Below are 25,131 nucleotides of genomic sequence, written 5' to 3' on the forward strand. Positions count from 1 at the left end.
TTATCAGGCGCCGCTATATCCCGCCTGCACGAAGTTGGGAGGCGTCTTGCAACCTTATTCTGGAACGGTACGAGCAGTTTCAAAGATGACACCGTCAGCTGTCCTTCACATTGTTGAGCAGGCCCGCCGACAGGAAGCCCGTTCAGGGGTCTTCCTGAAGCAGATGGACGATCGTGCCCAAAACCTGCCCGATAGTATTTCCGTCAGCGGAGGCGAACCGGCAACCTGCCTGTTCCAGTTCGCGGTGGAATATATCGAAATGGCACCGCGATTGATCGACTGTGTTGAAACCTGCGCCAAAGAAGCCGGCGCCGAGGCGCTGTTCGCGCCTTTCATAGCCGCTGCTATCCATTATTTCACCCAGCCCTCTGTGCTACTGAGCCAGTATGACGGGCTGGACGGGCTACTGATCAAGGCGTACCTGTGCCATCGGCTGATGGAAGAAATGTACGAGAACAATCACAGTTTTCGTAACAGCGAACTGGTGGATCTGAAGGCCACGCAGGCCAACCTGCTGGCTCACCATCTGGTAGGAGAGCCTTTTGCCAACGAACTGGACCAATCCATTGCCATCACGGTCATTCAGATTGCCGGCTCGCCGGATTACTACGAACTCAACTTGTCGCCATTTGTCGACAAAGCAAGAGACGCCGCATGGGACTGGATGCGTGAATACTGGCAAAAACTGCTGGTGAGAAACCAGATCCGCTTTTCGCTCAACTCCGGTCTTTAACAAGTGATTTGTAGAGGCCGGACACTAATGTAAAAGTCTATAAAAACAACAGGACTGATACAGAACCACACTACGTATAATGTTCAAATGCTATGTAAATAGAAAACATGGACTGTTTCAGGCTGATTTAACCGCAACGCAGGCAATAACGGATACTGACAGCGCCGTGCAGCCTTCAACCCGTATTTCGAGCAGCCATTTATGACAAGCCTGTTTTCTGCACCGCACTCAATCCGCCTGCGCGCCACGCTGGCACTGCTGCTATTCACAGGAGCTTCCGGCGTCACACAGGCGATTACGCTGACAGTCACCGACGCAGCCACTGGCGAGCCGCTGGCCAATGCAGTCGTGGCTGTCGCTGGCGAGACACTCCAGCCCCCCTTGACGGAGCCGGTTGCAGTAGCCCAGGAGAACCGTCAGTTTGTGCCACACCTGGTGACCATTCCAAAGGGCACTTCGGTCGATTTTCCCAACCACGACAACACCCAGCATCACGTTTACTCGTTCTCACCGGCGAAACCCTTCAATCTGGAACTGTTCGCCGACCGACCGGAGGCTCCGGTGCTATTCGATAAAACCGGTGTCGTCGAACTTGGCTGCAACATTCACGACCAGATGCGAGCCTTTATTGTCGTCACCGATGCAGCCCAAACCGCTGTCACCGGCGATGACGGGCAGGCGGAGGTAAGCCTGTCAGACTCTGGCACAATTCAGGTCTGGCACGAGACGATGACCGACAACCGCACCATGAAAACCATCAGTATCGAGCCTGCAGACCAGACCGCTGCCACGATTGCGCTTGACGTGACCGCACCGGCCGCCAGCAAGAATCCGTTCTCCGACTTGCAGAAGCGGTTTAACGCTCAATGATTGCAGGGCGTCGGGTCGGATTTCGCGGCCGTCTGTTGACGGCCATGCTGGCGCTGGTGCTGGGCACCAGTTTCAGTATTGCGGCTGCGTTTATGGTGTCTGCTTTTCAGGAAGAGGAAAGCCGCGCCCACGAACGCCTCAATGTGGCAGGGGACGTTGTTCAGGAAGTATTGGCTCGCCGCGCCGCGATTCTGTTTACTTCACTGAATGTGCTGGTTGAGGATTTCGGCTTCAAGTCGGCCATTGCGACCCAGGACGAACCCACCATGCGCAGCATGCTGGAGAACCATAGCCAGCGTTTCAACTCACCGCTGGCTATCGTCACCGACCGCAACGGCCATATTTTGGCTAATCTGCAGGGGCTGCCACCGGGCAGCGCGCTGCCGTTTCCTCAATTGATGGAAGAAGCCAACCGCACCGGCGCCGCCACCGCACTGATAAACTGGAATGATCAGGCCTTCCAGGCCTTGATGGTGCCGGTTCAAGCGCCGGGGCTGAGGGCCTGGCTGGTGATGGGGCAGTCGCTCGATGATCGCTTCGCCGAAACCATCAGCCGCCTCACCGGCGTCGATGTTATTTTCCGATCTACCAGCAATGGCACCGGCGCACCTTCAATATACGGCCATACTGTTACGCTCGAGCAGGCTATGGGGTCTGCAGACGTCATGCCCGCCACCACCGGCATGATCGGTAACCAACGCTATTTCATTCGCATCGCGCAGCTTGGGGGCCAGGATACGACGCCGGTTCAGGCGCTACTGTTGCTCGATCGAAAGACGGCGCTGTCGGCCTACTATCGACTGGCGTTTGATCTGTTGTGGGTGGTCATCGGCGCTCTGACGGTGGCTGGTCTGATCGCCTTGGCTCTGGCCCGTGCACTGGGCCGGCCGGTACTGGAGCTGGCCGGTTTCGCCGGCTCCATCGGTGATGGTAAAGCGGCAGCGCCCCCCGGTATCCGTACACGGGGCGAGCTGAAAACACTGGAGCAGTCGCTGGTCTCGATGCAGCAACGCATAAGCCACCGGGAGCACCGGATCCGCCACGACGCCAACCACGATTCCCTCACCGGGCTACCCAATCGCCGGGCAATGGAGCGACAGGTCAGGCAGCAGCTCGCCAATAACCAGCAGGGCTGGTTGCTCACGCTAAGTATCACGGGTCTCAAGGAAATCAGCGAAACGCTGGGGTTCGAGTTCGGCGACAATGTGTTGATTGCCTCCGGGCTGCGCTTGCGCGGCACTTTGCCGCCTCACCAGATGCTCGCCCGGACAGGGGGTAACGAGTTCATGGTGGTGGCCCCTGACACAGACGAAACAACCATTCGCGAGACCCTTGCCAAGTTGCGCGCCGCGCTCGAGAGCGCCGTCACGATCAAGGATACGCCGGTTTCCGTTGAGCTCGCTGCCGCATTACTGGAGCTGCCGAAGCACGCTCACACCGTCGATGACGTACGACGGCGCACCAGCCTCACCCTTGAGCGTGCCCGCAAGCACGAAACCCGCACAGCAACCTACCTGGAGGGCGGCGAAGAACACCACTTACGCGAACTGCGGATCATTCGCGACCTGCAGCCGGCGATGGCCAACCGGGAAATCCGGATGGTGTATCAGCCGAAGATTCGCTTCGATACCGCAACCCTGACCCAGGTCGAGGCGCTGGTGCGCTGGCAACACCCGGAGCTGGGCTTTCTGAATCCGGAAGAATTTATCCAGCTGGCGGAGCGTTCCGGACAGATCCACCAATTAACGGACTACATCATTCGCAGCGTCGAACGCGACGGCCGCGAGTGGTATGGCCGGGGCATGCCCAGAATCGGCGTGGCCATCAACCTGTCCACACTAGACCTGACCAATGCCAACCTGCCGGCGCTGATCAGCACCATTTTTGCTGACTGGCCACGGCCGCTCAACATGCTGACATTCGAAATTACAGAAACCGCCGCCATGGTCGATATGCAGGCATCCGCCCGAACACTTGAGCGCTTGCGCCAGTTGGGAGCTAAGCTGTCTGTAGATGATTTTGGTACCGGCTATTCATCGCTGGCGCAGATGCGCCAATTGCCGGTGCAGGAACTCAAGATCGACAAGTCATTTGTAATGAAGCTGGACTCAACGCCCCAGGATCAACTAATCGTCAAATCGACAGTGGATATGGCCCACGGCCTCGGTCTGACAGTGGTTGCCGAGGGCATTGAAAACGAAGACAGCTGGCGACTCTTGCAAAGCTGGGGCTGTGAAATGGCGCAGGGCTATTTTCTCGGCCGTCCCATGTCACCCGAGGGTCTGGTGGACTGGCATGTCGAGTTCCAGCAGAAGTCTGGCGGGTTGCTGGCCGCAGCGCCGCTGATCCAGTAAACCGACTGGCACCGTCAGTCCACTTTGATGATGGCCTTGAACATGATGGAGCATGCGCATTGAAAACTCGGTTGGCGATATCGACACTGCTGCTGATGAGTAGCATGGCCGCACAGGCAGAGCCGGGCAGCAGGTTATGGGCCACCGGCGGCGTCACCACAATAGAAGGCAGTGCCGGCGGTGGACTGGTCCCGATGGCAGTGCTCAGCGGCTATGCCAGCGATACCGAATGGGGCGGCTCGGTCGCGCTGTCTCATGCACCGGTCGACGACTACACTCTGGACGTGATGGCGGCATCGCTGAACTATCACAACCGGATCGAACTGAGCGTCGCCCGCCAGACACTCGACCTGGACACGCTGGGCGCTGCGCTGAATCAGGATGACCTGCAGCAGGACATTTTCAGCGCCAAGATTCGCCTCTACGGTGACGTGCTCTACAACCGCTTCGGCCAATGGTCGCTGGGGATTCAGCACAAACGCAACCGCACCTTTGACGTGCCTTCCGCTGTCGGTGCCAAAGATGATAGCGGCACCGATGTCTACCTGGCCGGATCGAAGGTTTTTCTGTCCGCTCTTTTCGACCGCAATATTCTGGTGAATGGCCTAGTTCGCGGCACCAAGGCCAACCAAGGCGGGCTACTGGGCTTCGGTGGTGATCGCAATAACAGCTACGAGGCCGTCTTCGAAGGCAGTGCCGGCCTGTTTTTCAACCGCAGCTGGCTGGCCGGTGTGGAATACCGCCAGAAGCCGGACAATCTGGGATTCGCAGAAGAAGACGACTGGTACGACGTCTTTGTTGCCTGGGTACCCAGCCGCAGCCTGTCGGTGACAGCGGCCTGGGTAAATCTCGGCAGCGTCGCCGGCCTTGATGACCAACAGGGAGCCTACCTTTCAATACAGGGCAGCTTTTAACGATGAGGACACTTTCAATGCTCGTGATGCTGTTCGCACTGCTGATCGGTTATCACCCCGCACCCGCCGCAGAAAAAGCCAGCCTGTATGAAGCGCTTGGAGAACGACAGGGAATCGCAACCATTGTCGAAGACATGCTGTACCGCATTGTGGATGACCCCCGCATCGCCAAACAGTTCAAGGGCGTCGACATTGCCCAGTTACATCAGCATCTGACGGACCAGGTCTGCAATATCAGCGGCGGGCCCTGTGCCTACACCGGTCGGGATATGCGTGAGGCCCATACCGGTCTCGATATCTCGGAAACCGGGTTCAACGCACTGGTCGAGGACCTGATTCTGGCGATGGAAAAGAATGATATTCCGGTGGGTGCCCAAAATGAGCTGCTATCGCTGTTGGCGCCGATGCATGGTGACATCGTGGGCCATTGATTGGCAGCCGCGTGACGCTCGCCCGGCATCAGATTAATTGACCCGGCCGTCAGAATCGCTAAGCTCTCGGGCCATCTGCAAAACCACTACAAAGGAATCTCGCCATGCTGGAAAACGCCGACCTTGGCAAACTGATCGTCCGCCTGACACTGGGTGGCCTGTTGTTATTCCACGGAATCTCAAAGCTGTTCAATGGCATTGGCTTCATCGAGTCGCAACTGGTGAGCCACGGCCTGCCCGCAGTGCTGGCTTACGGTGTCTACATTGGCGAAGTCATCGCGCCGCTGATGCTGATTCTGGGCTACCAGACCAAAATCGGAGCGCTGATTGTGGTGGTCAACATGGTGGTCGCCATAGCCCTGGTGCACGCCAATCAGCTGATGTCGCTGTCGGGTAATGGCGGTTGGGCGCTGGAGCTGCAAGGCTTCTTTCTGTTTATTGCACTGGCCGTAGTTTTCCTCGGGCCGGGCCGCTACAAACTCCACTCCTGATCTGACAGCCTGACATGCCGGAATGCATCACTGCGCCGGCATGTCAGGCAAACGGCAACTACACTGTCCTGCATCCCGGCGTTTGAGCCGCAAAAGGAGACTCCCTGATGGCCCAACCTGTAAAGCCCGGTCGCTACCGGCATTACAAAGGCAAAGACTACGAAGTGATTGGCGTTGCCCGTCACAGTGAAACTGAAGAGAAAATGGTGGTCTACCGGTGTCTCTATGGTGATTACAGCATTTGGGTAAGGCCGCTTGAGATGTTCCGCGAAACCGTCGAAGTAGCCGGCGAAACCGTTCCCCGATTCAGCTTTATCGACGACTGACCCCACCCCGCCGCCAGCCGGCATGACCGGAATTCAGTAGCTTACCGGGGTTCCCGGCTTTCGTTTTGACTCCGCTGGCCATTTACTGCACATTAGCGCGCTTTTCCGACCCCCAGAATACTCCGGAGTGCGCTATGAACGCTGTTGTTGCCGCCGTTGGCATCATGTTGATTCTCAGTCTTTGTCGTATCCACGTCGTTGTGTCACTGATCATCGGCGCGGTGGCCGGCGGCCTGATCAGCGGTCTCTCGCTGGATGAAACCATCGCGGCATTTAACAACGGCCTCGGTGGCGGCGCCACGGTGGCGCTGTCATATGCCACTCTCGGTGCCTTCGCCGTTGCTATCGGCAAATCCGGCCTGGCCCACGCGCTGGCCGACAGGGCACTGGCCATTGTCGGGCGTCAGGACAGCGCCGGCGGCAGCAGCACAGCCATCAAGTTCATGATGATCGGTCTGTTGCTGGCAATCGCCATTTCCTCCCAGAACGTGCTGCCCATCCACATCGCGTTTATTCCGCTGGTTGTGCCGCCACTGCTTTATGTCATGGCGCGGCTGAAGCTGGACCGTCGGCTGGTGGCCTGTGTGCTGACCTTCGGCCTGATCACGCCCTACATGTTTCTGCCGATCGGCTTTGGCGGGATTTACCTGCACGAGATCCTGCTGGCCAAAATTGAGACCAACGGGGTCAGTGTTGAAGGGCTGCACGTGATGCAAGCCATGGCGCTGCCGGCGCTGGGCATGCTCATCGGCCTGTTGATTGCGGTGTTTTTCAGTTACCGCGGCGAGCGGGAATATGATCTGAGCGTCATTGAGAGCACAGAGCGCGTCGACATCCGCTACACCAAGTGGACACTGATCATGGCACTGGCCGCGATCGTCGTGGCCTTCGTTGTCCAATTGACCCTGGACTCGATGATTCTCGGTGCTCTGGCCGGCTTTGTGTTGTTCAACGTCTCCGGCGTTGTGAAGTGGAAAGAAGCCGATGACCTGTTCACCGAAGGCATGAAAATGCTGGCGATGATCGGCTTTATCATGATTGCCGCCTCCGGCTTTGCCGAAGTGATGCGGGAAACCGGTGATATCCGCTCGCTGGTGGAAAGTTCGGTTGGCGCTATCGGCGACAGCCAGGCACTGGCTGCGCTGTTGATGCTGGTGGTGGGGCTGCTGATTACCATGGGGATAGGCTCGTCGTTCTCGACCATACCCATTATTGCGGCCATCTACGTGCCGCTGGCACTGCAACTGGGCTTCAGCCCACTGGCGATTATTGCGTTGGTTGGCACCGCAGGTGCCCTGGGCGACGCCGGCTCACCGGCCTCCGACTCCACGCTTGGGCCGACCGCAGGTCTGAACGCTGACGGCCAGCACAACCATATCTGGGATACGGTGGTGCCGACTTTCCTGCACTACAACCTGCCACTGCTGGTGTTTGGCTGGATTGCAGCGATGGTGCTCTGACCCGATAAAGACTCTCTGGGCCGCATGTCATGCGGCTCAGTGCTGGGACTCCTCGTCATCGTCTGCGGCGGATTTAAAAAACACCACCTGTTTCACCGTGTGGTCGTCTTCGTTTTTGCGCTGATTGACGCGGGTGGTGAGTTCACCCGACGTGTCGCTCTCTTCCGACTGCTTGTCCTCAAACCCGCAGGCAACGCACTCGCGGAACTGTCCTTCGTCCGTCGAATACATCATAATTTTGTCCATCTCGCCGCAGCGGGGACACACGGCGCCGGCTATAAATCGCTTGGGCCTGCCCATCATTTCTCCAGTTCAGTGACGGCAGCACGGTTGTGCTACCGCCTTATCAAGTTGCCGATCAGGCGGCTTGGGTGACGATCCCGCACTGCCGCAACAGGGCGTCGACAGCGGGTTCACGGCCGCGGAACGCCTTGAACAGCTCCATCGGTTCCTGCGAACCACCGCGCTCGAGAATATTCTCCAGGAAAGAACGGCCAGTCTCCGGATCGAAGATGCCATGCTCCTCGAACAGTGAGAAGGCATCGGCCGCCAGCACTTCAGCCCACTTGTAGCTGTAATAACCGGCCGCGTATCCACCCGCAAAGATGTGCGAGAAGGCGTTCGGGAAACGGTTGAACTCCGGCGTCTCGGTAACCGCGATTTCAGACCGTACCTCGCGGTGCATATCCAGCGGGTTAACCGGGCTGACCGGCTTGAACTCCGAATGCAGCCTGAAGTCGAAGATCGAGAACTCCAGCTGACGCACCATCTGCATACCGGCCTGGAAGTTCTTTGCTGCCAAAAGCTTGTCCAGCAAATCCTGCGGCAGCGGCTCGCCGGTCTCGTGGTGCCGGGCGATCAGGTTCAGTGATTCGGGGTTCCAGCACCAGTTTTCGAGGAACTGGCTGGGCAGCTCGACTGCATCCCAGGCCACGCCGTTGATACCGGACACGTCCGCGACTTCGACCTTGGTCAGCATGTGGTGCAGGCCATGACCGAACTCATGGAACAAGGTAGTGACCTCGTCATGAGTCAGCAGAGCGAGTTTGTCACCCACCGGCGGAGTGAAGTTGCAGGTCAGAAACGCTACCGGCAACTGGAGCGTGCCCCGCAGGTTACGCCAGCGCACCCGGCAATCGGCCATCCAGGCACCACCACGCTTGCCTTTGCGGGCGAACAGGTCAAGGTAGAAGTAAGCGATCGCTTCGCCGCTGCGGCTGATACGGTAAGCCTTGACGTCAGGGTGCCAGGTTTCAGCGTCCTCCACCTGCTCGATGTTCAGGTCGAACAACCGTTCGGTGACCGCGAACAGACCGTCAACCACACGGTTTACCGGGAACCAGGGACGCAGGGTTTCCGGTGAAATATCGTAACGGTCCTGGCTCATTTTCTCGCTGTAGTAGCCAATGTCCCAGGCTTCCAGCGTATCGACACCACTGTGTTCCTTCGCAAAGGCTTTCAGGTCGGCAAATTCCTGCTCGGCCATGGGCCGGGATTTTTGCGCCAACTCTTCCAGAAATGCCATGACTTCGGCCGGACTGCGGGCCATCTTGGTGGCCAGCGAACGTTCGGCGTAGTTTTCAAACCCCAGCAACTGGGCCATCTGGTGCCGGCGCTTGAGAATTTCGGCCATCACCGGGGTGTTGTCCCAGGTGCCGCCATCCGGCCCCACATCCGATGCCCGCGTCACAAACGCCTCGTAGACTTCGCGGCGCAATGCGGCGTTGTCACAGTAGGTCATGACGGGGTGGAAGCTGGGGAAATCAAGCGTGATCGCGTAGCCGTCCAGATCACGCTGTTGAGCAGCCTGGCGAGCGCCATCAAGTGCCGATTCCGGTAAGCCCTTGAGCTCTTCGGCATTGGTGATGTGCTTGAACCAGTGCTGGGTGGCATCCAGTACATTGTCACTGAAACGGCTGGTGAGCTCGGACAACTCACGGGACAAGTCGGCATACTGACGCTTCTGACCTTCAGGCAAGTCAACGCCGCCCAGATGGAAGTCGCGCAGGGTATTGTGAATGGCTTTTTGCTGGGCTTCGCTCAGCGAGCTGAAAGCATCGTCTTCAGACACCTTTTTATAGGCATCACACAGGGTCGAGTTCTGGCTCAGTTCGGTACCGTATTCCGTGAGCTTGGCGAGGCAACGCTTGTAGACTTCGCGCAGCTCGTCATTGTTCATCACCCCATTAAGGTGCGAAATCACCGACCAGGCGTTATTGAGCCTGTCATCCAGTGACTGCATTGGCTGCACGAGCGTATCCCAGGTTGGCTGTTCCTGCGTCGCGAGCTGCTGGATCTGCATGCGGTTATCGCTGAGGATCTGATCTATCGCGGTTTCCATGTGTTCGGTCCGCACGTGTTCAAAGCGGGGCAGCAAATCATTACTCAGCAAGGGGTTGTTCATGGCGCTCCTCATGGGGTTAGTCGCGTCTTTGGTTGCATCTTCGTCCGTGTCAGGTGTCGCTTAAAACAGGGCGAGCCTGCCATACTTGTCTTCACATTGCCGTCAATAATACGCGGTGGCGACACGCAACAGATTAAACGGCCTTTATATCCGTTTATAACAACACGGTCATAGACTATAGGAACTATGTAATGGCGCAATTGCGATCTCACAAGGGGGTGACCCCAAAAACAGGTGATCGGGTGTGGATTGATCCCAGTGCTGTGGTGATTGGCGACGTGGTTTTGGGCGATGACTGTTCGGTCTGGCCCCTGACGGTCATTCGCGGCGATATGCACCAGATCCGGATTGGCGCGCGCTGCAGTATTCAGGATGGCTCGGTACTGCACATCACCCATGCCAGCGACTTTAACCCTGACGGCTGGCCGCTCACGCTGGGCGACGACGTAACGGTCGGCCACAAGGCGCTGCTTCATGGCTGCACGATTGGTAGCCGGGTTCTGGTGGGCATGGGATCCATTATCATGGATGGCGCAGTGGTGGAGGACGAGGTGATCGTCGGGGCCGGCTGTCTGGTGCCACCGGGTAAAACGCTGGAATCAGGCTACCTGTATGTCGGCAGCCCGGCCCGCCAGGCGCGTGCGCTCAGTGATAAAGAGCGCAGCTTCTTCAGTTACACCGCTTCGAACTACGTTCGGCTGAAAGACGAGTACCGTATCGACGCCAGTCATTCAGAAAGCTGATGGCGTTATGCCTGGCTGGTCGCGGCGGATTGGGCGCCATACTTCTTCAGTGCTTCGAGGTAATCCCCACTGCGGCGATGCTCGGACACATGATCAAGCATGGTCTGGCCATCCGTGCCCAGCGCGTTCAGGTCACGACCGGCTTCAGTGAAAAAGGCCAGAAACCGGTCGAAATCACCCGCTCGCATGGCCTGATAGGCTTTAATGAGAACCTGATAGTCCGGGTTCAGTTTCTTGTCATAGGGGGTAATGAACAGGAAGCTCTTGACCCGCTCGTCGCTCCACTCTTCCCCGATGACCTTTGGCTTATCCGGTCCGCTCATAGTTACCCTCATCAACTCAGTTCGTGATTATTTGCCGCAATCCGGCATTGCCTGGCGCAGGACTCAAGGTCGAGGCCGGCTTTGAGAAAGGGCGTCAGTATAACGATGTTGTCCGCCGGGTGTTATATGAATAGGGCATGAGCGCCTTCAGCTCAGTCATAAGGCGCATGCTGCACTCCGTAGCTCGTTCAGGGCATCACTTCGATTGGCTGAAAATCTGGATCCGCGCCATTGCATTGGGGATCACGCACACTGATTTCGACACGTCGGTTGCGGGCGCGGTTTTCCGGTGAATCATTGGGCACCAGCGGGTTGGTTTCAGCGCGCCCCGCAGCCACCACCCGATCCGCAGGTACGGTGCGGTTCAGCACCAGCTCGTGTACAACGGATACCGCTCGCGCCGCCGAAAGATCCCAGTTGGATCGATAGCGATCACTGACTATCGGTCGGTCGTCGGTATAGCCGGCAACCACCACATCCCCCTGACACTGGGCCAGGACATCCACGACACGACCAATGATCGACCCCATCTCAGGTTTCAGTTCCGCACGACCGGATTGGAAGGTCGCATCCTCGGCAAAGCGGATCACCACCCGGTGAGTGTCGTAACTGACATTGAGGGCTTCACTTGCGACTTCGCTTTCCAGTTCGCTGATCAGCCTGCTGGCCAGCTGGGTAATGCCTTGCGGCACCGTTGTGACGTCATCGCCACCGCGAGGCGAATCGTCGATCAGATCCGGCGTCGACGCTGGAATCGGGGCAGGCGTCGGTGATGCGACAGGTGGCGGCGTTTCACTCTCGATCAAAGTAAGCGGGGAGCCGCCCACCGCATCGGCTGCAATGGTGCTGGAGCCAAAGGCACCCGCCATTGAGGCCGCCATCGACTTGTATTTCTCGACATCCAGTTTGGAGTAGGACAATAACAGGATAAAGAAGGTCAGCAGCAGGGTAGCCAGGTCAGCAAAGGTGACGATCCAGTTCGGCGCACCTGCCGGCTGTTTTTTTTTGGAACGTCGCAAACTCTGCAGTGCCGCCATAGCCTCAGGTCTCCCGCTCCCGAATCAGACCCTTGCGCTGCTCCGGTGGGATATAGGCAGACAACAACTCGGTGATCACTCGCGGATTCTGACCCTTCATGATGTTCTGGATGCTGGTGACGATCAGCGCCATGTTGCGCTGCTCGTCTTCTGCCTTGAGCTGCAGCTTGTCCGCCAGCGGCAGGGCAATGAGCTGGGCAATAAACGCACCGTAGAGGGTGGTCAGAAGGGCGATCGCCATGGCCGGGCCGATGGAGGAAGGATCGTCCAGCGAGTTGAGCATCTGCACCAGCCCAACCAGTGTGCCCAGCATGCCAATGGCCGGCGCCGCGTCGCCTATGCCGCGAAACATCCGCTCGGCAACGTCGTAGCGATCCATTCGTTGCTGCATATCTTCCAGCAGGGCTTCTTCGATGAACTCGGGGGGATGACCATCAACGCACAGGTTGATGCTTTTGCTGAGGAATTCATTATCGGTCTGGTGGGATTCGAGACCGAGAATGCCTTCCTTGCGCACCAGTTTGGCGAGGCTGTTCACTTCCTGGATTAACGCCACTGGCTTGTCCGTTTGTTCACGGAACACCGTTGATAACGCCAGCCGCAGGGAGCTGGTCACTGAACGCAATCGGAATTTGATTAGCGTGACGGCCATTGTTCCACCCAGCACAATGGCCAGGCCGGGCAGGTTGAGAAAGGTCGAGATCGTGGCATCCGCCAGCATCGCCGCGGTTACAATTGCCACGCCCGCGATCAATCCGACAAGTGTCAGGATATCCATGGAAGGCCTTATTATGGTTTCAGAAGCTCACACTCCGGAAAGAATAGCCTATCTGCCTGAAATCGACCGCAATATCAGGGTAACAAAGCGTCACTTCAGGTATCAGAGGTGCCATCTCTCAACGCGGCCATCACCGTCGCCGTCTGCGGGCGAACACCGCGCCAGCAGTAAAAGGACTCGGCCGCCTGCTCCACCAGCATGCCCAGCCCGTCGATCGCCCGGGCGGCGCTCTGGTCCAGCACCCAACCATTGAACGGGGTAACCTCGGCACCGTACATCATGTCGTAGCCAACGGTCGCAGGGTCAACAATGGCAGGATCCAGCGGCGGCAAATCGCCCTGCAGACTGGCGCTGGTGCCGTTGATGATCAGCGCAAATACGCCGTGAACGTCAGCAAAACCGCAACCGGTCACCGGAATACCCGCATCAAATCCGGCGGCCAGGGCTTCAGCCTTGCTGGCGGTGCGGTTGGCAATCACCACTTCAGCCGGTTGCGCAGCCAACAAGGGTGCGAGAATACCCCGCACCGCACCGCCGGCACCGAGCACCAGTACCCGGCGGCCATTTATGGTCACGTCGTGATTGACCGTGAGGTCCCGCACAAGGCCGGTGCCATCCGTATTTTCGCCCCAGAGCTTGCCGTCGGCATCGCGAAACAGCGTATTCACGGCGCCCGCAGACTCGGCGGCGGGGGTCAGCTGGTCGGCCAGTTTCCAGGCCTGTTCCTTGAACGGCACCGTCACGTTCAGCCCCTTGCCACCGCGTTCAAAAAAACGCTGAACCGTGCCTTCGAAATCGTCCAGCGGCGCCTGAATGGCGGTATATTCCACCGGTTCACCGGTCTGGGCGGCAAACAGGCTGTGAATCCTGGGGGATTTGCTATGACTTATCGGATGGCCGATGACGGCGTACAGATCATCACTCATTCCGGCGCTTCCTCTGCCAGCCAGTCCCGGTCCTGCAGGAAGTAATCCGTCAGTTCCGCTTCAGGACTTCCCGGCTCGGCTTGGCGGTCATAGTCCCAGCGCGCCATCGGCGGCATCGACATCAGGATCGATTCGGTGCGCCCGCCGGATTGCAGCCCGAACAGGGTGCCCCGGTCATACACCAGATTGAATTCCACATAACGGCCGCGACGGTACAGCTGGAAGTCCCGCTCGCGCTCGCCATAGGGTGTATCAAGCCGGCGTTCAACAATAGGCGCATAGGCTTCGACAAAGCTGTCACCCACCGACTGCATGAATGCGAAATCCTGCTGGAAGTTGCCTGTGTTGAGATCGTCATAGAACAGCCCGCCAACACCCCGGGGCTCCTGACGGTGGCGGATGTGGAAATACTCGTCACACCAGCGCTTGTAGCGAGGATAGACATCATCGCCGAATGGCGCACAAGCCTGCTCGGCCACCTTGTGCCAACCGACGCAGTCTTCCTTGAAGCCGTAATAGGGCGTCAGGTCATAACCGCCACCAAACCACCAGACTGGCTCTGCATTAGCCGGCGTGGCGATAAAGAACCGGACATTGGCATGTGAGGTCGGCACATAAGGATTCAGCGGATGCAGAACCAGTGATACGCCCATGGCCTCCCATGGCGCGCCTGCCAGATCTGGCCGGTGCGCGGTTGCCGACGGAGGCATCTGATCGCCGGTTACGTGAGAGAAGTTTACGCCGCCCTTTTCGAAAACCCGACCGTTTTCAATCACACGGCTGACACCGCCGCCACCTGCGGGCCGGTCCCAGCTATCGGTACGAAAGGATTCCGTGCCATCAATCGCCGCCAGACGCTCGCATATGGAGGATTGCAGCGATAGTAAGTACTTCTTTACTGCGGCACTGTCGGGCCCGTTCATGATGACTCCTTCTTTATCTATCGATGTTACGGGTCATGGAAAGCGACCCGTTGAATTGATCCGCACAGCCTCGTCCGCTTTAGCGCAGTTGGCGACCGCTTTCCAGATCGATAATTCGGCTGGGTCGGCGCTCCCGCCCCAGATCCCCCGGCAGAATGTAATCCAGCTCATCGCCAAAGTAGCCACGCACCTGCCAGGGCGTCCGGGCGGAAGTGCGACCGGCAGGATTGCAGGACGTTGATACCAGCGGGCCACCGAAAGACTCGCACAAACGACGCACCAATGGATGATCACTGACCCGCACCGCGACCGCACTATGCCGGCCTCGAATCCACTCCGGCGTTTGCTTCAGGGGGTCGGGAATCAGGCAGGTGACCGGTCCCGGCCAGTAGCTGAGCGCGCGATCCTGCATAATGCTGTCGAGGGGATCCAGCAAGGGCATGACCTGTTCAGCCGAGCTTGCCACCAGAATCAGTCCCTTGTGCACCGGACGGCGCTTGAGCTCCAGAATCCGCTCCACCGCCTCCTCATCCCAGGGATCACAGCCCAGGCCCCAGACAGCTTCGGTCGGGTAGGCAATGGTGCCACCACTGTTTAGCGTCCGGGTTGCGCGTTCGATGTGCCACCAGGGCGGGGCGTAACGGGAGCCTGAATCAGTCAACTGCGTCATGATGCGAATTAGCGTCCGTAGTCGGGATGTTGTCGGGTTGTAAAGCACAAAGAGCTGCCATTATGGCGCCTGTGGGCTTCACTGAACAGACGGCCCGTGTCATCCGCCGACAGCCCGCTGGAATCCGCCCGGTACTGTATTGACCAGGCCTTCCATTTCCAGCATCAACATTGATTGCATCAACTGATCGGCCGCCAGCCCGGTCTGGTCACAGAGCTCATCGGTGGAGCAGGGTTCGTAGCCGAGCGCCGTCAGCACCCGGGTTTCGATCTCTCCGAGATGCTCGGGCACCGGCGGCGCCGCAGCCGCTTCCCGATCCTGGGCCGGCACTGATGGCTGCATCCACCAGGCGGTCAGCTCTTCCTCGATATCCTGCACCGACTCCACCAGCTTGGCGCCCTGACGAATCAACTGATGGCAGCCTCGTGCCAGCGGATTGTGAATAGAACCGGGAATCGCGAACACCTCACGCCCCTGCTCAAGTGCCAGTCGCGCGGTAATCAGCGAACCGCTTTTCACCCCGGCTTCTACCACCAGCGTGCCCTGGCACATACCGCTGATAATCCGGTTCCGGCGGGGGAAGTGGCCAGCCCGGGGTGGAGTCCCCGGCGGAAACTCGGACACCAGCGCTCCCTGTCCGATCACCGCCCTGGCCAGCGACTGGTGCGACGCCGGATAGGCTACGTCGACACCGGTGCCAAGCACGGCCAGTGTCGACCCGTTACCCTCCAGCGCACCCTGATGGGCGGCACCATCGACCCCCAATGCCAGGCCGCTGGTCACCACAAAGTGCCGTTCAGCCAAAGCCCGGGCAAACTGACGGGCGTGATCCAGTCCTGCCCGGGTCGCGTTCCGGCTGCCGACTATGGCCAGTTGCGGCTGGCTCAGCAGCGCACGCTGGCCCTGCAGATACAGCACCGGCGGGGGCCCGTGAATCTCACGCAATAGCGCCGGGTAATCGGGGTCGCCCCAACTGACGATATCAATACCCAGTCTGCTCGAGTCGGCCAGTGCCCGTTGAGCGCTCTGCAGGTGGTCATTTTCATGGTGCCGCTGCTGCCAGGCGTCGATCAGCTGGCGCCCCTGGGGCGTCAGGAGCTGTTTCAATGCTGCCGGCGGCATATCAAGGAGTGCCAGTGGTTCGGCAAACGCATCGAGAATGGCCTGCCAGCGCACGGCGCCCAGCCCCGGCAGATGCGCCAGTACCAGCCAGGGTGCCTGAGGATGTTCAAAGAAGTGATCGCCGGCAGCAGAGGCCAGCGGCAAAGAGTAGGTCATCAAAATCGTCCCTGAGAGTAAGCCCCATCATCCTGATGGGCTGATCTGCCATATCGTTGGCATAAAAAAACGGGAGGCGGCTGAACCGGCTCCCGTTTTTAATTCTAACCCAGTTGATCAGGGATTTTTGACTTGATCGCCCACTGACAGCGTGCGAGTTGCCTTCAATACCAGACCGTAACTGACTTTTTCGTAGACCTGGAACACCATCAGCAGGCCTGCGCGTTCCGCTGGCAACTGAATCACTTCCTTGGTGTACGGGTCACGGGCCTGACTGCCCGCCTTGAATACCGCCAGCACGTTGCCGGCTTCAATGCCTTCACGGGCACCGCGGTTGATGACCACAACATTGTACTGGCCGATCTGGGTAACACCGCCATCGACGGCAATCATTTTGCCATCAATGTCGCTGTTCGGTGCGCTGGGGGAGAACTGAGACGTGATCTTGCGATCTTCCGTTGGCAGCAAGCGGTCACCAATACGGACTTCCTCTTTGCTGCGTTTCAGTTCAAGTGTCAGCACATCACCACTGGTATCCAGCACTTCGCCCGCGCCAATTGCCTTGGCTTCCAGCCCGAGGAACTCCTGGGTGTCGGGGTCGATGTAGGTGACACTGCGACGGAACACACCCATGGTGTCGTGGGTAGCTTCACCGCGAGCATAGATGCGATCACCGGCACCGGTCACGATCCGGGCATCTTCGCCTTCAAGCACATAGGGTGCGGCTTCCAGCACGGCCGGATCAACGATGCGGGTATCAGTCAGGAAACTGCTGATGGCGTCCAGCGGAATCGCGGGCACCGGCGTATCGATTGGCGTCGACCGCACTGATGGCGACAACTTGGTCACGCCATTACCACCGGATACCTTGGTCACGCGTTGTTTTCCATCGATGTACACCAGCGCCAGTTGGTCACCGGGATAAATCAGATGCGGATTACTCACTTGCGGGTTGACGTGCCAGATTTCCGGCCAGTACCACGGGTTGTTCAGGAAACGGGATGAGATATCCCACAGAGTGTCTCCTTTAACAACCGTGTAGCGCTCGGGATGATCCGACCGAAATTCAGGGCCGGCTGCGTGTGCCCAGGGCACTCCCAGCAGCATGATAGCCGTCAGAGCGTACAGCAGTTTCCTCATTGTCTGATCCTTGATCGCTTGCCTAAAACTGATGATTCTTGTTCACGTTCTCCTACTATAGAAGAAGTGATGCTGTTTGTGATGTTATCTTTTGTTCTTCCAGTAAATTCTGGCCACAGTCTGCAACTATCTGAAACACAGCGCGTGGCGCTGGTCAGTTTGTAATCAACCGCAAAGTTGATAGATAATAGACTATCAACACAATAGATGTAGCCACCTTGAAACTCAGGACAAAGTCACGATCATAGTGGATATGTCGAACAAGATGCGGTCTACACCGTCGCATTTTGGTTATCACACGCGGTTTAACGAATAAACAGGCACTTATGATACTCGAAATTCTGGAATTCCCTGATCCTCGTTTACGCACGATCGCCAAGCCGGTCGCAGAGGTCACGGATGACACCCGAAAACTGATCGATGACATGTTCGACACCATGTACGACGCAGCCGGCATTGGCCTGGCTGCAACCCAGGTGAACGTCCATGAGCAGATCATTGTTATGGATCACTCCGACGACAAAAGTGATCAGCGGGTGTTTATCAACCCGGTCATCGAGGTGCTTGAAGGCGATCTCCAGGACATGCAGGAAGGCTGCCTCTCGGTTCCCGGATTTTATGAGGAAGTTAGTCGTATCGATCACGTGCTGATCAAAGCGCTTGACCGCAACGGCGAGCCATTTGAGGTAGAAGCCAGAGACCTGCTTGCGGTATGCATCCAGCACGAAATGGATCATCTGAACGGCAAGCTGTTCGTAGACTATCTGAGTCCATTGAAGCGGACCCGGATCCGTAAAAAGCTGGAAAAGCAGCACAAGATCCGCGCCTGACGAAATGCGCTACCGCATGGCGCCGATGGCCTGAACAGTATTCATCCTCAATGTGGTTTACAATGCAAATCGTGAGACCGGGCACCAGGCCCGGTCTTTTCGTATCAGCCTGAACAGTTGACCAGTCCTTGCCTCTGGTCTGGCCTAAAACCGTTTTGCACAGTTCAATTAAGGAGGCGCTGCTTGCGCATTGTTTTCGCCGGAACACCGGAGTTCGCCGCAGTCGCTTTACAGGCCCTACTGGATGCAGGTCATCAAGTGGTTGCCGTATATACCCAGCCCGATAGACCTTCAGGCCGTGGCCGCAAACTGACGCCCAGCCCGGTGAAGCAAACAGCCCTGAACGCCGGCCTGCCAGTCTGCCAGCCCGAATCCCTGAAATCTGCCGAAGCCCAGGCCGAACTCGCCAACTTTGAAGCGGATGTCATGATTGTGGCCGCATACGGGCTGATCCTGCCACAAGCCGTGTTGTCGATACCGACACACGGCTGTCTCAATATCCATGCATCATTGCTGCCTCGCTGGCGCGGTGCGGCGCCAATCCAACGTGCGATTGCTGCCGGCGACAGCGAGTCAGGCATTACCATCATGCAAATGGATAAAGGACTGGATACCGGCGCGATGCTGTTGAAATCTGTCACTGAAATCACCGACCGGGATACGGGCGGCAGTTTGCATGACCGATTGGCGGTATTGGGCGGCAAGGCGATCAACGATGCCCTCACGCTGCTCGCCCGCCAGTCCCTTGAGCCAGAGATACAGGATGACGCTCAAGCCTGTTACGCACACAAACTGAACAAGCAGGATGGCCACATCGACTGGTCTCAACCGGCCTCTGCCATTGACCGTCAGATTCGCGCCTTTAATCCATGGCCCGGTACCTATACAGACGCTGGCGACCAGCGCATCCGGATTCATGATGCCGCGCCTGTTAACGAAGTCAGTGACGCGCCCCACGGCACAGTGCTCAGTCGAAGCCGCGACGGCGTCACCATCGCCTGTGGCGACGGCGTTTTGCAACTGACCCGGGTTCAGCTTCCCGGCAGTCGCGCCCAAACCATATCCGATCTGATCAACGGTGGCCGCGACGTGCTGATGGCCGGCGAGGTGCTGCACTAGATGGCCAGTCAACGTCTTCCGCTCCGGGCTGTCGCCGCGCAGGTGGTCAAAGCCGTCGAAGAGGGGCAATCACTGTCGCAGGCGCTGCCCGGCGGCATGGCCCAGATTAGCGACAACGAGCGTGGCCAGCTGCAGGCATTCTGCTACGGCACCTGCCGCTGGTATCACCGACTCAATGCCGAACTGACTATTCGTCTTCGCAAACCTTTGAAGAAGGGCGACAGGGTGGTTGTGCCGCTCATACTGGTGGCACTGTTCCAGCTTCGTCACAGCAATCAGGCGAACTACGCGATTCTCAATGAAACGGTGGAGGCCTGCCGGTCTCTCGGCAAACCGCACCTGGCTGGATTGGTTAATGCCGTCCTGCGGGCCGCATTGCGCGAGGGTGAACCGGAACCACCAACACAGGCGGTTCAATACAGCCATCCCGAATGGCAGGTTGAGAAGCTGCGCCATAACTGGCCCGAGCGCTGGCAGGCCATTCTTGATGCCAACAATGCCCAGGCGCCGATGACCCTGCGGGTCAATGCCCGCCGGATGTCCCGCCAGGCCTATCTGGATCAGTTGGCAGAGGTGGGTATTGAGGCAGCACCTACCGCCTTTGCCACGATGGGCATCCAGCTGGCTCAACCCTGCGCCGTCGACCTTCTCCCCTATTTTGCTGACGGCGTGGTCAGCGTGCAGGACGAAGCCGCACAGCTCTGCACCCAACTGCTTGACCTGCAACCCGGTCAACGGGTGCTGGATGCCTGCGCTGCACCCGGCGGCAAGACCTGTGCGATTCTCGAACATGAGGCGGGGCTGGCCGAAGTGGTCGCGCTCGATCAGTCTGCAGAAAGGCTGGTGCGCGTCGAGGAAAACCTCGAGCGGCTCGATCTGAACGCCCGAGTCGTCGCCGCAGATGCCGCCGATACCGCATCCTGGTGGGACGGCACACCATTCGACCGCATTCTGCTCGACGTTCCCTGCAGCGCCAGCGGCGTGATCCGGCGTCATCCGGACATCAAACTGCTTCGCCGTGAAGAAGATGTACCTGCACTGGCCGGCATCCAGCTCGGGTTACTGGAAAAACTCTGGCAGACACTCAAGCCTGGTGGACGGCTGGTCTATGCCACCTGTTCGGTGTTCCCGCAGGAGAATCACCGTATAATCCAGCGATTCCTGCGACATCAGGACGATGCCACATTGGCGATGCCAGCGCTCGACTGGGGGCTGGATACCGAAGCGGGGCGTCAACTCTTCCCGGAGACCGGTTCCCATGACGGCTTTTTCTATGCCTGTCTGGTCCGGGCGGACGATCAATCAGCGAAGCAGGCGGAATCAACATGAAAATCATCATCCTGGGTGCAGGCCAGGTCGGTGGCACGCTCGCCGAAAACCTGGCCAATGAAGCAAACGATATCACCGTTATCGACAGTGACAGTTCACGATTGCGCGAGTTGCAGGACCGTCTCGATATCCGCACGGTTCAGGGCCGGGGCTCCTATCCCAGCGTATTGCGCCAGGCCGGCGCCGAAGACGCCGACATGCTGATTGCCGTCACCAACAGTGACGAGACCAACATGGTGGCCTGTCAGGTGGCCTATTCACTGTTCAAGACACCAACCAAGATCAGCCGGGTGCGGGCCAACGCCTACCTGTCTCGCAAGGAACTGTTTACCGGCGATGGCTTTCCGATCGACGTGCTGATCAGTCCGGAGCAGGTTGTCACCCGTCATATCACCCGCCTGATCGAATATCCCGGTGCGCTGCAGGTACTGGAGTTTTCCAAGGGTCTGGCCCGACTGGTCGCAATTCGGGCCACCAAGGGCGGGCCACTTGTGGGCCACGAGCTGTCGTTCCTGCGCACCCACATGCCCAAAATTGATACCCGGGTCGCTGCTATTTTCCGCAAGGACCGGCCCATCATTCCCCAGGGCGATACAGTGATTGAAGATGGCGACGAGGTCTTCTTCATCGCCGGCACCGATCATATCCGCTCGGTCATGAGTGAATTGCAGCCGCTGGAAAAACCCTACAAGCGCATCTTCATCTGCGGTGGCGGCAACATCGGCCAGCGACTGGCCCACAACCTCGAGAACCGCTATCACGTCAAACTGATCGAGCGGAACCGCGAGCGCTGCGTGATGCTGTCGGAAAACCTGCGCAAAACCATCGTGCTGCAGGGCAACGCAGCCAACAAGGATCTGTTGCTGGAAGAGAACATCGAAAGCACGGATGTGTTCTGTGCCGTCACTAATGATGATGAAGCCAATATCATGGCGTCATTGCTGGCCAAGCGGCTGGGCGTTCGCAAAGTTCTTACCCTGATCAACAACCCGGATTACGTGGATCTGATTCAGGGTGGCGAAATCGATGTCGCGATCTCGCCCCAGCAAACCACCATTGGCAGCCTGCTGACTCACGTCCGTCGCGGCGATGTCGTCAATGTGCACGCCTTGCGTCGGGGTGCAGCCGAGGCCATCGAAGCCATTGCTCACGGCGATCACCGGTCGTCCAAAGTAGTAGGCAAGCGACTTGACGAGATCACCCTGCCGGAGGGCACCACTATCGGCGCCATCGTCCGGCACAACGAGGTGCTCATTGCCCATGACCACCTGCGCGTTCAGCCGGACGATCACGTTATCCTGTTCCTGGTAGATAAATCCCGCATCCGCGATGTTGAGCGGCTGTTCCAGGTCGGCCTGACCTTCTTCTGACCCGGATCCAACGGATTTACTGATGCGACTGTCCGTCATACTGAAAATCCTCGGCATCCTGATGATGCTGTTCAGCTTTACCATGCTGCCGCCCATGGGGATTGCGCTGCTCTATGACGATGGCCAATGGCTGCGTTTTGCAGATGCGATGGGGCTGGTGTTTGTTGGCGGCCTGATGGTATGGGCACCGTTCCGCAAGGTTACCGGCGATCTGCGGGTGCGGGACGGCTTCCTGATCACGACCCTGTTCTGGGTCGTGCTCAGCGTTGCCGGCTCCATTCCGTTCTATCTCAGTGACAACGCACCGATCACCTATGTCGACTCGCTGTTTGAGGCGGTTTCGGGCCTGACCACCACCGGCGCAACCGTTATCACGCATATCGACGGCCTGCCGGAATCCATACTCTGGTATCGCCAGCAACTGCAGTGGCTGGGCGGCATGGGGATCATCGTACTGGCAGTAGCCATCCTGCCAATGTTGGGTATCGGGGGGATGCAGCTCTATCGTGCGGAAGTCCCCGGTCCGGTGAAAGACAACAAGCTTACACCCCGAATAGCCGAGACGGCCAAAGCCCTCTGGTACATCTATGTGTCGCTGACCATCGCCTGTGCCCTGGCGTACTGGGCGGCCGGAATGAACTGGTTTGATGCCATCGGCCACAGTTTCTCGACCGTCGCCATCGGCGGCTTCTCAACCCATGACGCCAGCATCGGCTACTTCGACAACTCGGCTATCGAGTTAATCGCGGTGGTGTTCATGATCCTCAGTGGTGCAAATTTTGCGCTCCACTTTATGGCCTGGCGGCAACGCAACCCCCTGCTTTACTGGGCCGACTCCGAGTTCAAGTTCTACATGGGCGCACTGGCAGCCGTCAGCCTGATCACCATTGTGGTGCTGATTCTGACGGGCACGCTGGAGCCTTTTGCCGCAGTGACAGATGGCCTGTTCCAGGTAGTGTCACTGGCCACCACAACGGGTTTTGCCACAACCGACTTTTCAGTCTGGCCCCTCATGTTGCCGTTCATGCTGTTCGTTATGTCGTTTATGGGCGGCTGCGCAGCGTCAACCGGCGGTGGTATCAAGGTGGTCCGTATTCTGCTGATTTTCCGCCAGGGTCTGCGGGAGATGAAAAGACTGTTGCACCCCAATGCGGTGATGCCGGTCAAGCTGGGCAACCGGCCTGTCTCGGACCGCGTACTGCAGGCAGTCTGGGGCTTTTTCTCGGTCTATATGTTCATGTTTTTATTGATGCTGGTGGTACTGCAAGCCACAGGGCTCGACCAGATCACGGCATGGACGGCGGTCGGTGCCACCATCAATAACCTGGGTCCCGGGTTGGGTGAGGTGACTTACCATTACGGCACCATCAACGACGTCGCCAAGTGGGTTCTGTGCTTTTCAATGCTGCTGGGGCGGCTCGAAGTATTTACGCTTCTGCTGTTGCTGACCCCTGCCTTCTGGCGTCGCTGATTAAACCATTGTCTATTCCGTGCACCGGACTTCGAAATAGCTGACGGAGAAGCGTATAATGCCGTTTTTCCGAGCGCCGCTCGCCAGCCGTATAACCGCTGGCAGGCAATCCCCGGCCACTTGCTGCCGGAACTTGTTAGCTGCTTTCCCAGATATCGGACAGCGGCGCCACACACTGATTAACAGGCAATCGTCGTGACTGAGATGGCAAAGACGGACACCAAAACATTCCAGGGACTGATACTGACCCTGCAACAATTCTGGGCCGAGCGTGGCTGTGTTGTGCAGCAACCGCTGGATATGGAAGTGGGCGCGGGGACTTTTCACCCGTCCACCTTCCTGCGCGCGATTGGTCCCGAGACCTGGAACGCCGCCTACGTGCAGCCCAGCCGTCGCCCGACCGATGGTCGTTACGGTGAAAACCCCAACCGTCTGCAGCATTACTACCAGTTCCAGGTAGTTCTCAAGCCTTCGCCGGACAATATCCAGGAGCTCTATCTCGAGTCTCTGCGCGCCCTGGGTCTGGATCCACTGGTGCATGACATCCGTTTTGTCGAAGACAACTGGGAATCGCCCACACTTGGCGCCTGGGGGCTGGGTTGGGAAATCTGGCTGAACGGAATGGAAGTCACTCAGTTCACCTATTTCCAACAGGTCGGTGGTATTGAATGCTATCCGGTTACAGGCGAGCTGACCTACGGTCTTGAGCGCATCGCGATGTACCTGCAGGGCGTCGACAGTGTTTACGACCTGATCTGGACTCACGGCCCGGATGGCGACGTCACCTATGGCGACGTGTTTCACCAGAACGAAGTGGAGATGTCGACCTATAACTTCGAGCACGCCGACACCACCTTCCTGTTCCACAGCTTCGATGTCCATGAACGCGAAAGCCAGCGTCTGATCGAAGCCGGCCTGGCATTGCCGGCCTACGAGCAGGTGTTGAAAGCGTCTCATACCTTTAACTTGCTGGACGCCCGTCACGCTATTTCGGTTACCGAACGGCAGCGTTTTATTCTGCGCGTGCGCACTCTGGCCCGTGCTGTCGCCAAGGCCTATTTCGACAGCCGATTGGCGCGGGGCTTCCCGATGGCGCCGGCGGCATTGCGTGAAGAAGTCACAGCAGCAGCCGAAGCGGCCATCGACGCAGAGAATGAGAAGGCCGCAAAAGCAGCGGCGAAAACTGCGGTGAAAAAAGGAAAAGCATGATC

The 25,131-nt window shown here is 58.3% G+C and carries 25 protein-coding genes; 15 read left to right on the forward strand and 10 right to left on the reverse strand.

All coding sequences use genetic code 11. The features are described 5' to 3' along the window. The first annotated feature begins 85 nt into the window (after positions 1-85). The 8 genes from ACUN9X_RS02595 to ACUN9X_RS02630 all read left to right on the forward strand — a co-directional run bounded on the left by ACUN9X_RS02595 (position 86) and on the right by ACUN9X_RS02630 (position 7,579). The gene (locus tag ACUN9X_RS02595; protein WP_260039238.1) at positions 86-733 is read left to right on the forward strand and encodes a hypothetical protein; all 648 of its coding nucleotides are present in this window, start codon (positions 86-88) and stop codon (positions 731-733) included. Positions 734-934: 201 nt separating this feature from the next. Further along, positions 935-1,603, forward strand: coding sequence for a methylamine utilization protein (locus tag ACUN9X_RS02600; RefSeq protein ID WP_260039236.1), 669 nt, complete (start codon positions 935-937; stop codon positions 1,601-1,603). Next, positions 1,600-3,957 (forward strand): putative bifunctional diguanylate cyclase/phosphodiesterase, encoded by a 2,358-nt coding sequence (locus tag ACUN9X_RS02605; RefSeq protein WP_445472105.1) that lies wholly within the window; start codon positions 1,600-1,602, stop codon positions 3,955-3,957. The genes ACUN9X_RS02600 and ACUN9X_RS02605 overlap by 4 nt, the downstream gene beginning before the upstream one ends. Before the next feature lie 95 nt (positions 3,958-4,052). Next, positions 4,053-4,871: a DUF3034 family protein gene (locus ACUN9X_RS02610; RefSeq protein WP_260039273.1), complete on the forward strand. Its 819-nt coding sequence runs from the start codon at positions 4,053-4,055 to the stop codon at positions 4,869-4,871. 17 nt (positions 4,872-4,888) lie between these two features. Beyond that, positions 4,889-5,302: a group I truncated hemoglobin gene (locus tag ACUN9X_RS02615; protein ID WP_347710216.1), complete on the forward strand. Its 414-nt coding sequence runs from the start codon at positions 4,889-4,891 to the stop codon at positions 5,300-5,302. 104 nt (positions 5,303-5,406) lie between these two features. After that, positions 5,407-5,793, forward strand: coding sequence for a DoxX family protein (locus ACUN9X_RS02620; RefSeq protein ID WP_260039231.1), 387 nt, complete (start codon positions 5,407-5,409; stop codon positions 5,791-5,793). A 107-nt stretch (positions 5,794-5,900) separates the two neighbouring features. After that, positions 5,901-6,119 carry a DUF1653 domain-containing protein gene (locus ACUN9X_RS02625; protein ID WP_445472106.1) on the forward strand — a complete coding sequence of 73 codons (219 nt, stop codon included), beginning with the start codon at positions 5,901-5,903 and terminating at the stop codon, positions 6,117-6,119. A 134-nt stretch (positions 6,120-6,253) separates the two neighbouring features. Continuing rightward, positions 6,254-7,579, forward strand: a complete 1,326-nt coding sequence (locus ACUN9X_RS02630; RefSeq protein ID WP_445472107.1) for a Na+/H+ antiporter family protein — start codon at positions 6,254-6,256, stop codon at positions 7,577-7,579. 36 nt (positions 7,580-7,615) lie between these two features. On the opposite strand, the gene ACUN9X_RS02635 is transcribed toward ACUN9X_RS02630, so the two are convergent. Continuing rightward, positions 7,616-7,879 carry a YheV family putative zinc ribbon protein gene (locus tag ACUN9X_RS02635; RefSeq protein ID WP_445472108.1) on the reverse strand — a complete coding sequence of 88 codons (264 nt, stop codon included), beginning with the start codon at positions 7,877-7,879 and terminating at the stop codon, positions 7,616-7,618. Between the two features lie 58 nt (positions 7,880-7,937). Further along, on the reverse strand, positions 7,938-9,983 hold the full coding sequence (prlC, locus tag ACUN9X_RS02640; protein ID WP_445472109.1) for an oligopeptidase A: 2,046 nt from the start codon (positions 9,981-9,983) through the stop codon (positions 7,938-7,940). Positions 9,984-10,174: 191 nt separating this feature from the next. Here prlC and ACUN9X_RS02645 point away from each other — a divergent pair, with 191 nt between their 5' ends. After that, positions 10,175-10,726: a gamma carbonic anhydrase family protein gene (locus ACUN9X_RS02645; RefSeq protein WP_260039218.1), complete on the forward strand. Its 552-nt coding sequence runs from the start codon at positions 10,175-10,177 to the stop codon at positions 10,724-10,726. A gap of 5 nt (positions 10,727-10,731) precedes the next feature. Here ACUN9X_RS02645 and ACUN9X_RS02650 read toward each other — a convergent pair whose 3' ends face one another. From ACUN9X_RS02650 to ACUN9X_RS02685, 8 genes are all read right to left on the reverse strand, one after another. Continuing rightward, positions 10,732-11,049: a PA4642 family protein gene (locus ACUN9X_RS02650; protein ID WP_260039216.1), complete on the reverse strand. Its 318-nt coding sequence runs from the start codon at positions 11,047-11,049 to the stop codon at positions 10,732-10,734. Between the two features lie 188 nt (positions 11,050-11,237). After that, positions 11,238-12,086, reverse strand: coding sequence for a flagellar motor protein MotB (locus ACUN9X_RS02655; protein WP_260039215.1), 849 nt, complete (start codon positions 12,084-12,086; stop codon positions 11,238-11,240). A gap of 4 nt (positions 12,087-12,090) precedes the next feature. Next, positions 12,091-12,864 carry a motility protein A gene (locus tag ACUN9X_RS02660; protein ID WP_260039214.1) on the reverse strand — a complete coding sequence of 258 codons (774 nt, stop codon included), beginning with the start codon at positions 12,862-12,864 and terminating at the stop codon, positions 12,091-12,093. A 95-nt stretch (positions 12,865-12,959) separates the two neighbouring features. Further along, positions 12,960-13,790, reverse strand: a complete 831-nt coding sequence (aroE, locus tag ACUN9X_RS02665; RefSeq protein ID WP_445472110.1) for a shikimate dehydrogenase — start codon at positions 13,788-13,790, stop codon at positions 12,960-12,962. Beyond that, entirely contained in the window at positions 13,787-14,713 is a 927-nt protein-coding gene (hemF, locus tag ACUN9X_RS02670; RefSeq protein WP_445472111.1) for an oxygen-dependent coproporphyrinogen oxidase, read from the reverse strand. Before hemF ends, aroE begins: the two co-directional genes overlap by 4 nt. A gap of 79 nt (positions 14,714-14,792) precedes the next feature. Continuing rightward, positions 14,793-15,383 carry an L-threonylcarbamoyladenylate synthase gene (locus tag ACUN9X_RS02675; protein ID WP_260039208.1) on the reverse strand — a complete coding sequence of 197 codons (591 nt, stop codon included), beginning with the start codon at positions 15,381-15,383 and terminating at the stop codon, positions 14,793-14,795. Positions 15,384-15,482: 99 nt separating this feature from the next. After that, entirely contained in the window at positions 15,483-16,661 is a 1,179-nt protein-coding gene (dprA, locus tag ACUN9X_RS02680) for a DNA-processing protein DprA (protein WP_260039206.1), read from the reverse strand. A 117-nt stretch (positions 16,662-16,778) separates the two neighbouring features. Beyond that, positions 16,779-17,801, reverse strand: coding sequence for a LysM peptidoglycan-binding domain-containing protein (locus ACUN9X_RS02685; protein WP_445472112.1), 1,023 nt, complete (start codon positions 17,799-17,801; stop codon positions 16,779-16,781). A 326-nt stretch (positions 17,802-18,127) separates the two neighbouring features. Between ACUN9X_RS02685 and def the strand changes: the two genes are divergently transcribed. The 6 genes from def (at position 18,128) to glyQ (ending at position 25,129) form a co-directional block, all read left to right on the forward strand. Further along, positions 18,128-18,631 (forward strand): peptide deformylase, encoded by a 504-nt coding sequence (gene def, locus ACUN9X_RS02690; RefSeq protein ID WP_445472113.1) that lies wholly within the window; start codon positions 18,128-18,130, stop codon positions 18,629-18,631. A 183-nt stretch (positions 18,632-18,814) separates the two neighbouring features. Further along, complete coding sequence (gene fmt, locus ACUN9X_RS02695; RefSeq protein WP_445472114.1) at positions 18,815-19,750, forward strand: methionyl-tRNA formyltransferase; 936 nt, start codon at positions 18,815-18,817, stop codon at positions 19,748-19,750. Next, positions 19,751-21,079, forward strand: a complete 1,329-nt coding sequence (rsmB, locus tag ACUN9X_RS02700) for a 16S rRNA (cytosine(967)-C(5))-methyltransferase RsmB (protein WP_445472115.1) — start codon at positions 19,751-19,753, stop codon at positions 21,077-21,079. It abuts the gene before it with no gap. After that, on the forward strand, positions 21,076-22,449 hold the full coding sequence (trkA, locus tag ACUN9X_RS02705; RefSeq protein WP_260039196.1) for a Trk system potassium transporter TrkA: 1,374 nt from the start codon (positions 21,076-21,078) through the stop codon (positions 22,447-22,449). Before rsmB ends, trkA begins: the two co-directional genes overlap by 4 nt. A gap of 22 nt (positions 22,450-22,471) precedes the next feature. Next, entirely contained in the window at positions 22,472-23,920 is a 1,449-nt protein-coding gene (locus tag ACUN9X_RS02710; protein WP_445472116.1) for a TrkH family potassium uptake protein, read from the forward strand. Positions 23,921-24,124: 204 nt separating this feature from the next. Next, positions 24,125-25,129: a glycine--tRNA ligase subunit alpha gene (glyQ, locus tag ACUN9X_RS02715; RefSeq protein WP_445473169.1), complete on the forward strand. Its 1,005-nt coding sequence runs from the start codon at positions 24,125-24,127 to the stop codon at positions 25,127-25,129. The last annotated feature ends 2 nt before the right edge of the window (positions 25,130-25,131 follow it).

It is taken from the genome of Marinobacter sp. V032 (assembly GCF_052645435.1).

Excerpts from the sequence above, each read along its gene's own strand:
- ACUN9X_RS02635 (WP_445472108.1), bottom strand. The coding sequence starts at position 7,879 with ATGGGCAGGCCCAAGCGATTTATAGCCGGCGCCGTGTGTCCCCGCTGC.
- ACUN9X_RS02655 (WP_260039215.1), bottom strand. The coding sequence starts at position 12,086 with ATGGCGGCACTGCAGAGTTTGCGACGTTCCAAAAAAAAACAGCCGGCA.
- prlC (WP_445472109.1), bottom strand. The coding sequence starts at position 9,983 with ATGAACAACCCCTTGCTGAGTAATGATTTGCTGCCCCGCTTTGAACAC.
- ACUN9X_RS02605 (WP_445472105.1), top strand. The coding sequence starts at position 1,600 with ATGATTGCAGGGCGTCGGGTCGGATTTCGCGGCCGTCTGTTGACGGCC.
- ACUN9X_RS02610 (WP_260039273.1), top strand. The coding sequence starts at position 4,053 with ATGAGTAGCATGGCCGCACAGGCAGAGCCGGGCAGCAGGTTATGGGCC.
- aroE (WP_445472110.1), bottom strand. The coding sequence starts at position 13,790 with ATGAGTGATGATCTGTACGCCGTCATCGGCCATCCGATAAGTCATAGC.
- ACUN9X_RS02675 (WP_260039208.1), bottom strand. The coding sequence starts at position 15,383 with ATGACGCAGTTGACTGATTCAGGCTCCCGTTACGCCCCGCCCTGGTGG.
- def (WP_445472113.1), top strand. The coding sequence starts at position 18,128 with ATGATACTCGAAATTCTGGAATTCCCTGATCCTCGTTTACGCACGATC.
- ACUN9X_RS02595 (WP_260039238.1), top strand. The coding sequence starts at position 86 with ATGACACCGTCAGCTGTCCTTCACATTGTTGAGCAGGCCCGCCGACAG.
- trkA (WP_260039196.1), top strand. The coding sequence starts at position 21,076 with ATGAAAATCATCATCCTGGGTGCAGGCCAGGTCGGTGGCACGCTCGCC.
- ACUN9X_RS02645 (WP_260039218.1), top strand. The coding sequence starts at position 10,175 with ATGGCGCAATTGCGATCTCACAAGGGGGTGACCCCAAAAACAGGTGAT.
- ACUN9X_RS02685 (WP_445472112.1), bottom strand. The coding sequence starts at position 17,801 with ATGAGGAAACTGCTGTACGCTCTGACGGCTATCATGCTGCTGGGAGTG.
- hemF (WP_445472111.1), bottom strand. The coding sequence starts at position 14,713 with ATGAACGGGCCCGACAGTGCCGCAGTAAAGAAGTACTTACTATCGCTG.
- dprA (WP_260039206.1), bottom strand. The coding sequence starts at position 16,661 with ATGACCTACTCTTTGCCGCTGGCCTCTGCTGCCGGCGATCACTTCTTT.
- ACUN9X_RS02630 (WP_445472107.1), top strand. The coding sequence starts at position 6,254 with ATGAACGCTGTTGTTGCCGCCGTTGGCATCATGTTGATTCTCAGTCTT.
- ACUN9X_RS02660 (WP_260039214.1), bottom strand. The coding sequence starts at position 12,864 with ATGGATATCCTGACACTTGTCGGATTGATCGCGGGCGTGGCAATTGTA.
- ACUN9X_RS02600 (WP_260039236.1), top strand. The coding sequence starts at position 935 with ATGACAAGCCTGTTTTCTGCACCGCACTCAATCCGCCTGCGCGCCACG.
- rsmB (WP_445472115.1), top strand. The coding sequence starts at position 19,751 with ATGGCCAGTCAACGTCTTCCGCTCCGGGCTGTCGCCGCGCAGGTGGTC.
- ACUN9X_RS02710 (WP_445472116.1), top strand. The coding sequence starts at position 22,472 with ATGCGACTGTCCGTCATACTGAAAATCCTCGGCATCCTGATGATGCTG.
- glyQ (WP_445473169.1), top strand. The coding sequence starts at position 24,125 with ATGGCAAAGACGGACACCAAAACATTCCAGGGACTGATACTGACCCTG.
- ACUN9X_RS02620 (WP_260039231.1), top strand. The coding sequence starts at position 5,407 with ATGCTGGAAAACGCCGACCTTGGCAAACTGATCGTCCGCCTGACACTG.
- ACUN9X_RS02625 (WP_445472106.1), top strand. The coding sequence starts at position 5,901 with ATGGCCCAACCTGTAAAGCCCGGTCGCTACCGGCATTACAAAGGCAAA.
- ACUN9X_RS02650 (WP_260039216.1), bottom strand. The coding sequence starts at position 11,049 with ATGAGCGGACCGGATAAGCCAAAGGTCATCGGGGAAGAGTGGAGCGAC.
- ACUN9X_RS02615 (WP_347710216.1), top strand. The coding sequence starts at position 4,889 with ATGCTCGTGATGCTGTTCGCACTGCTGATCGGTTATCACCCCGCACCC.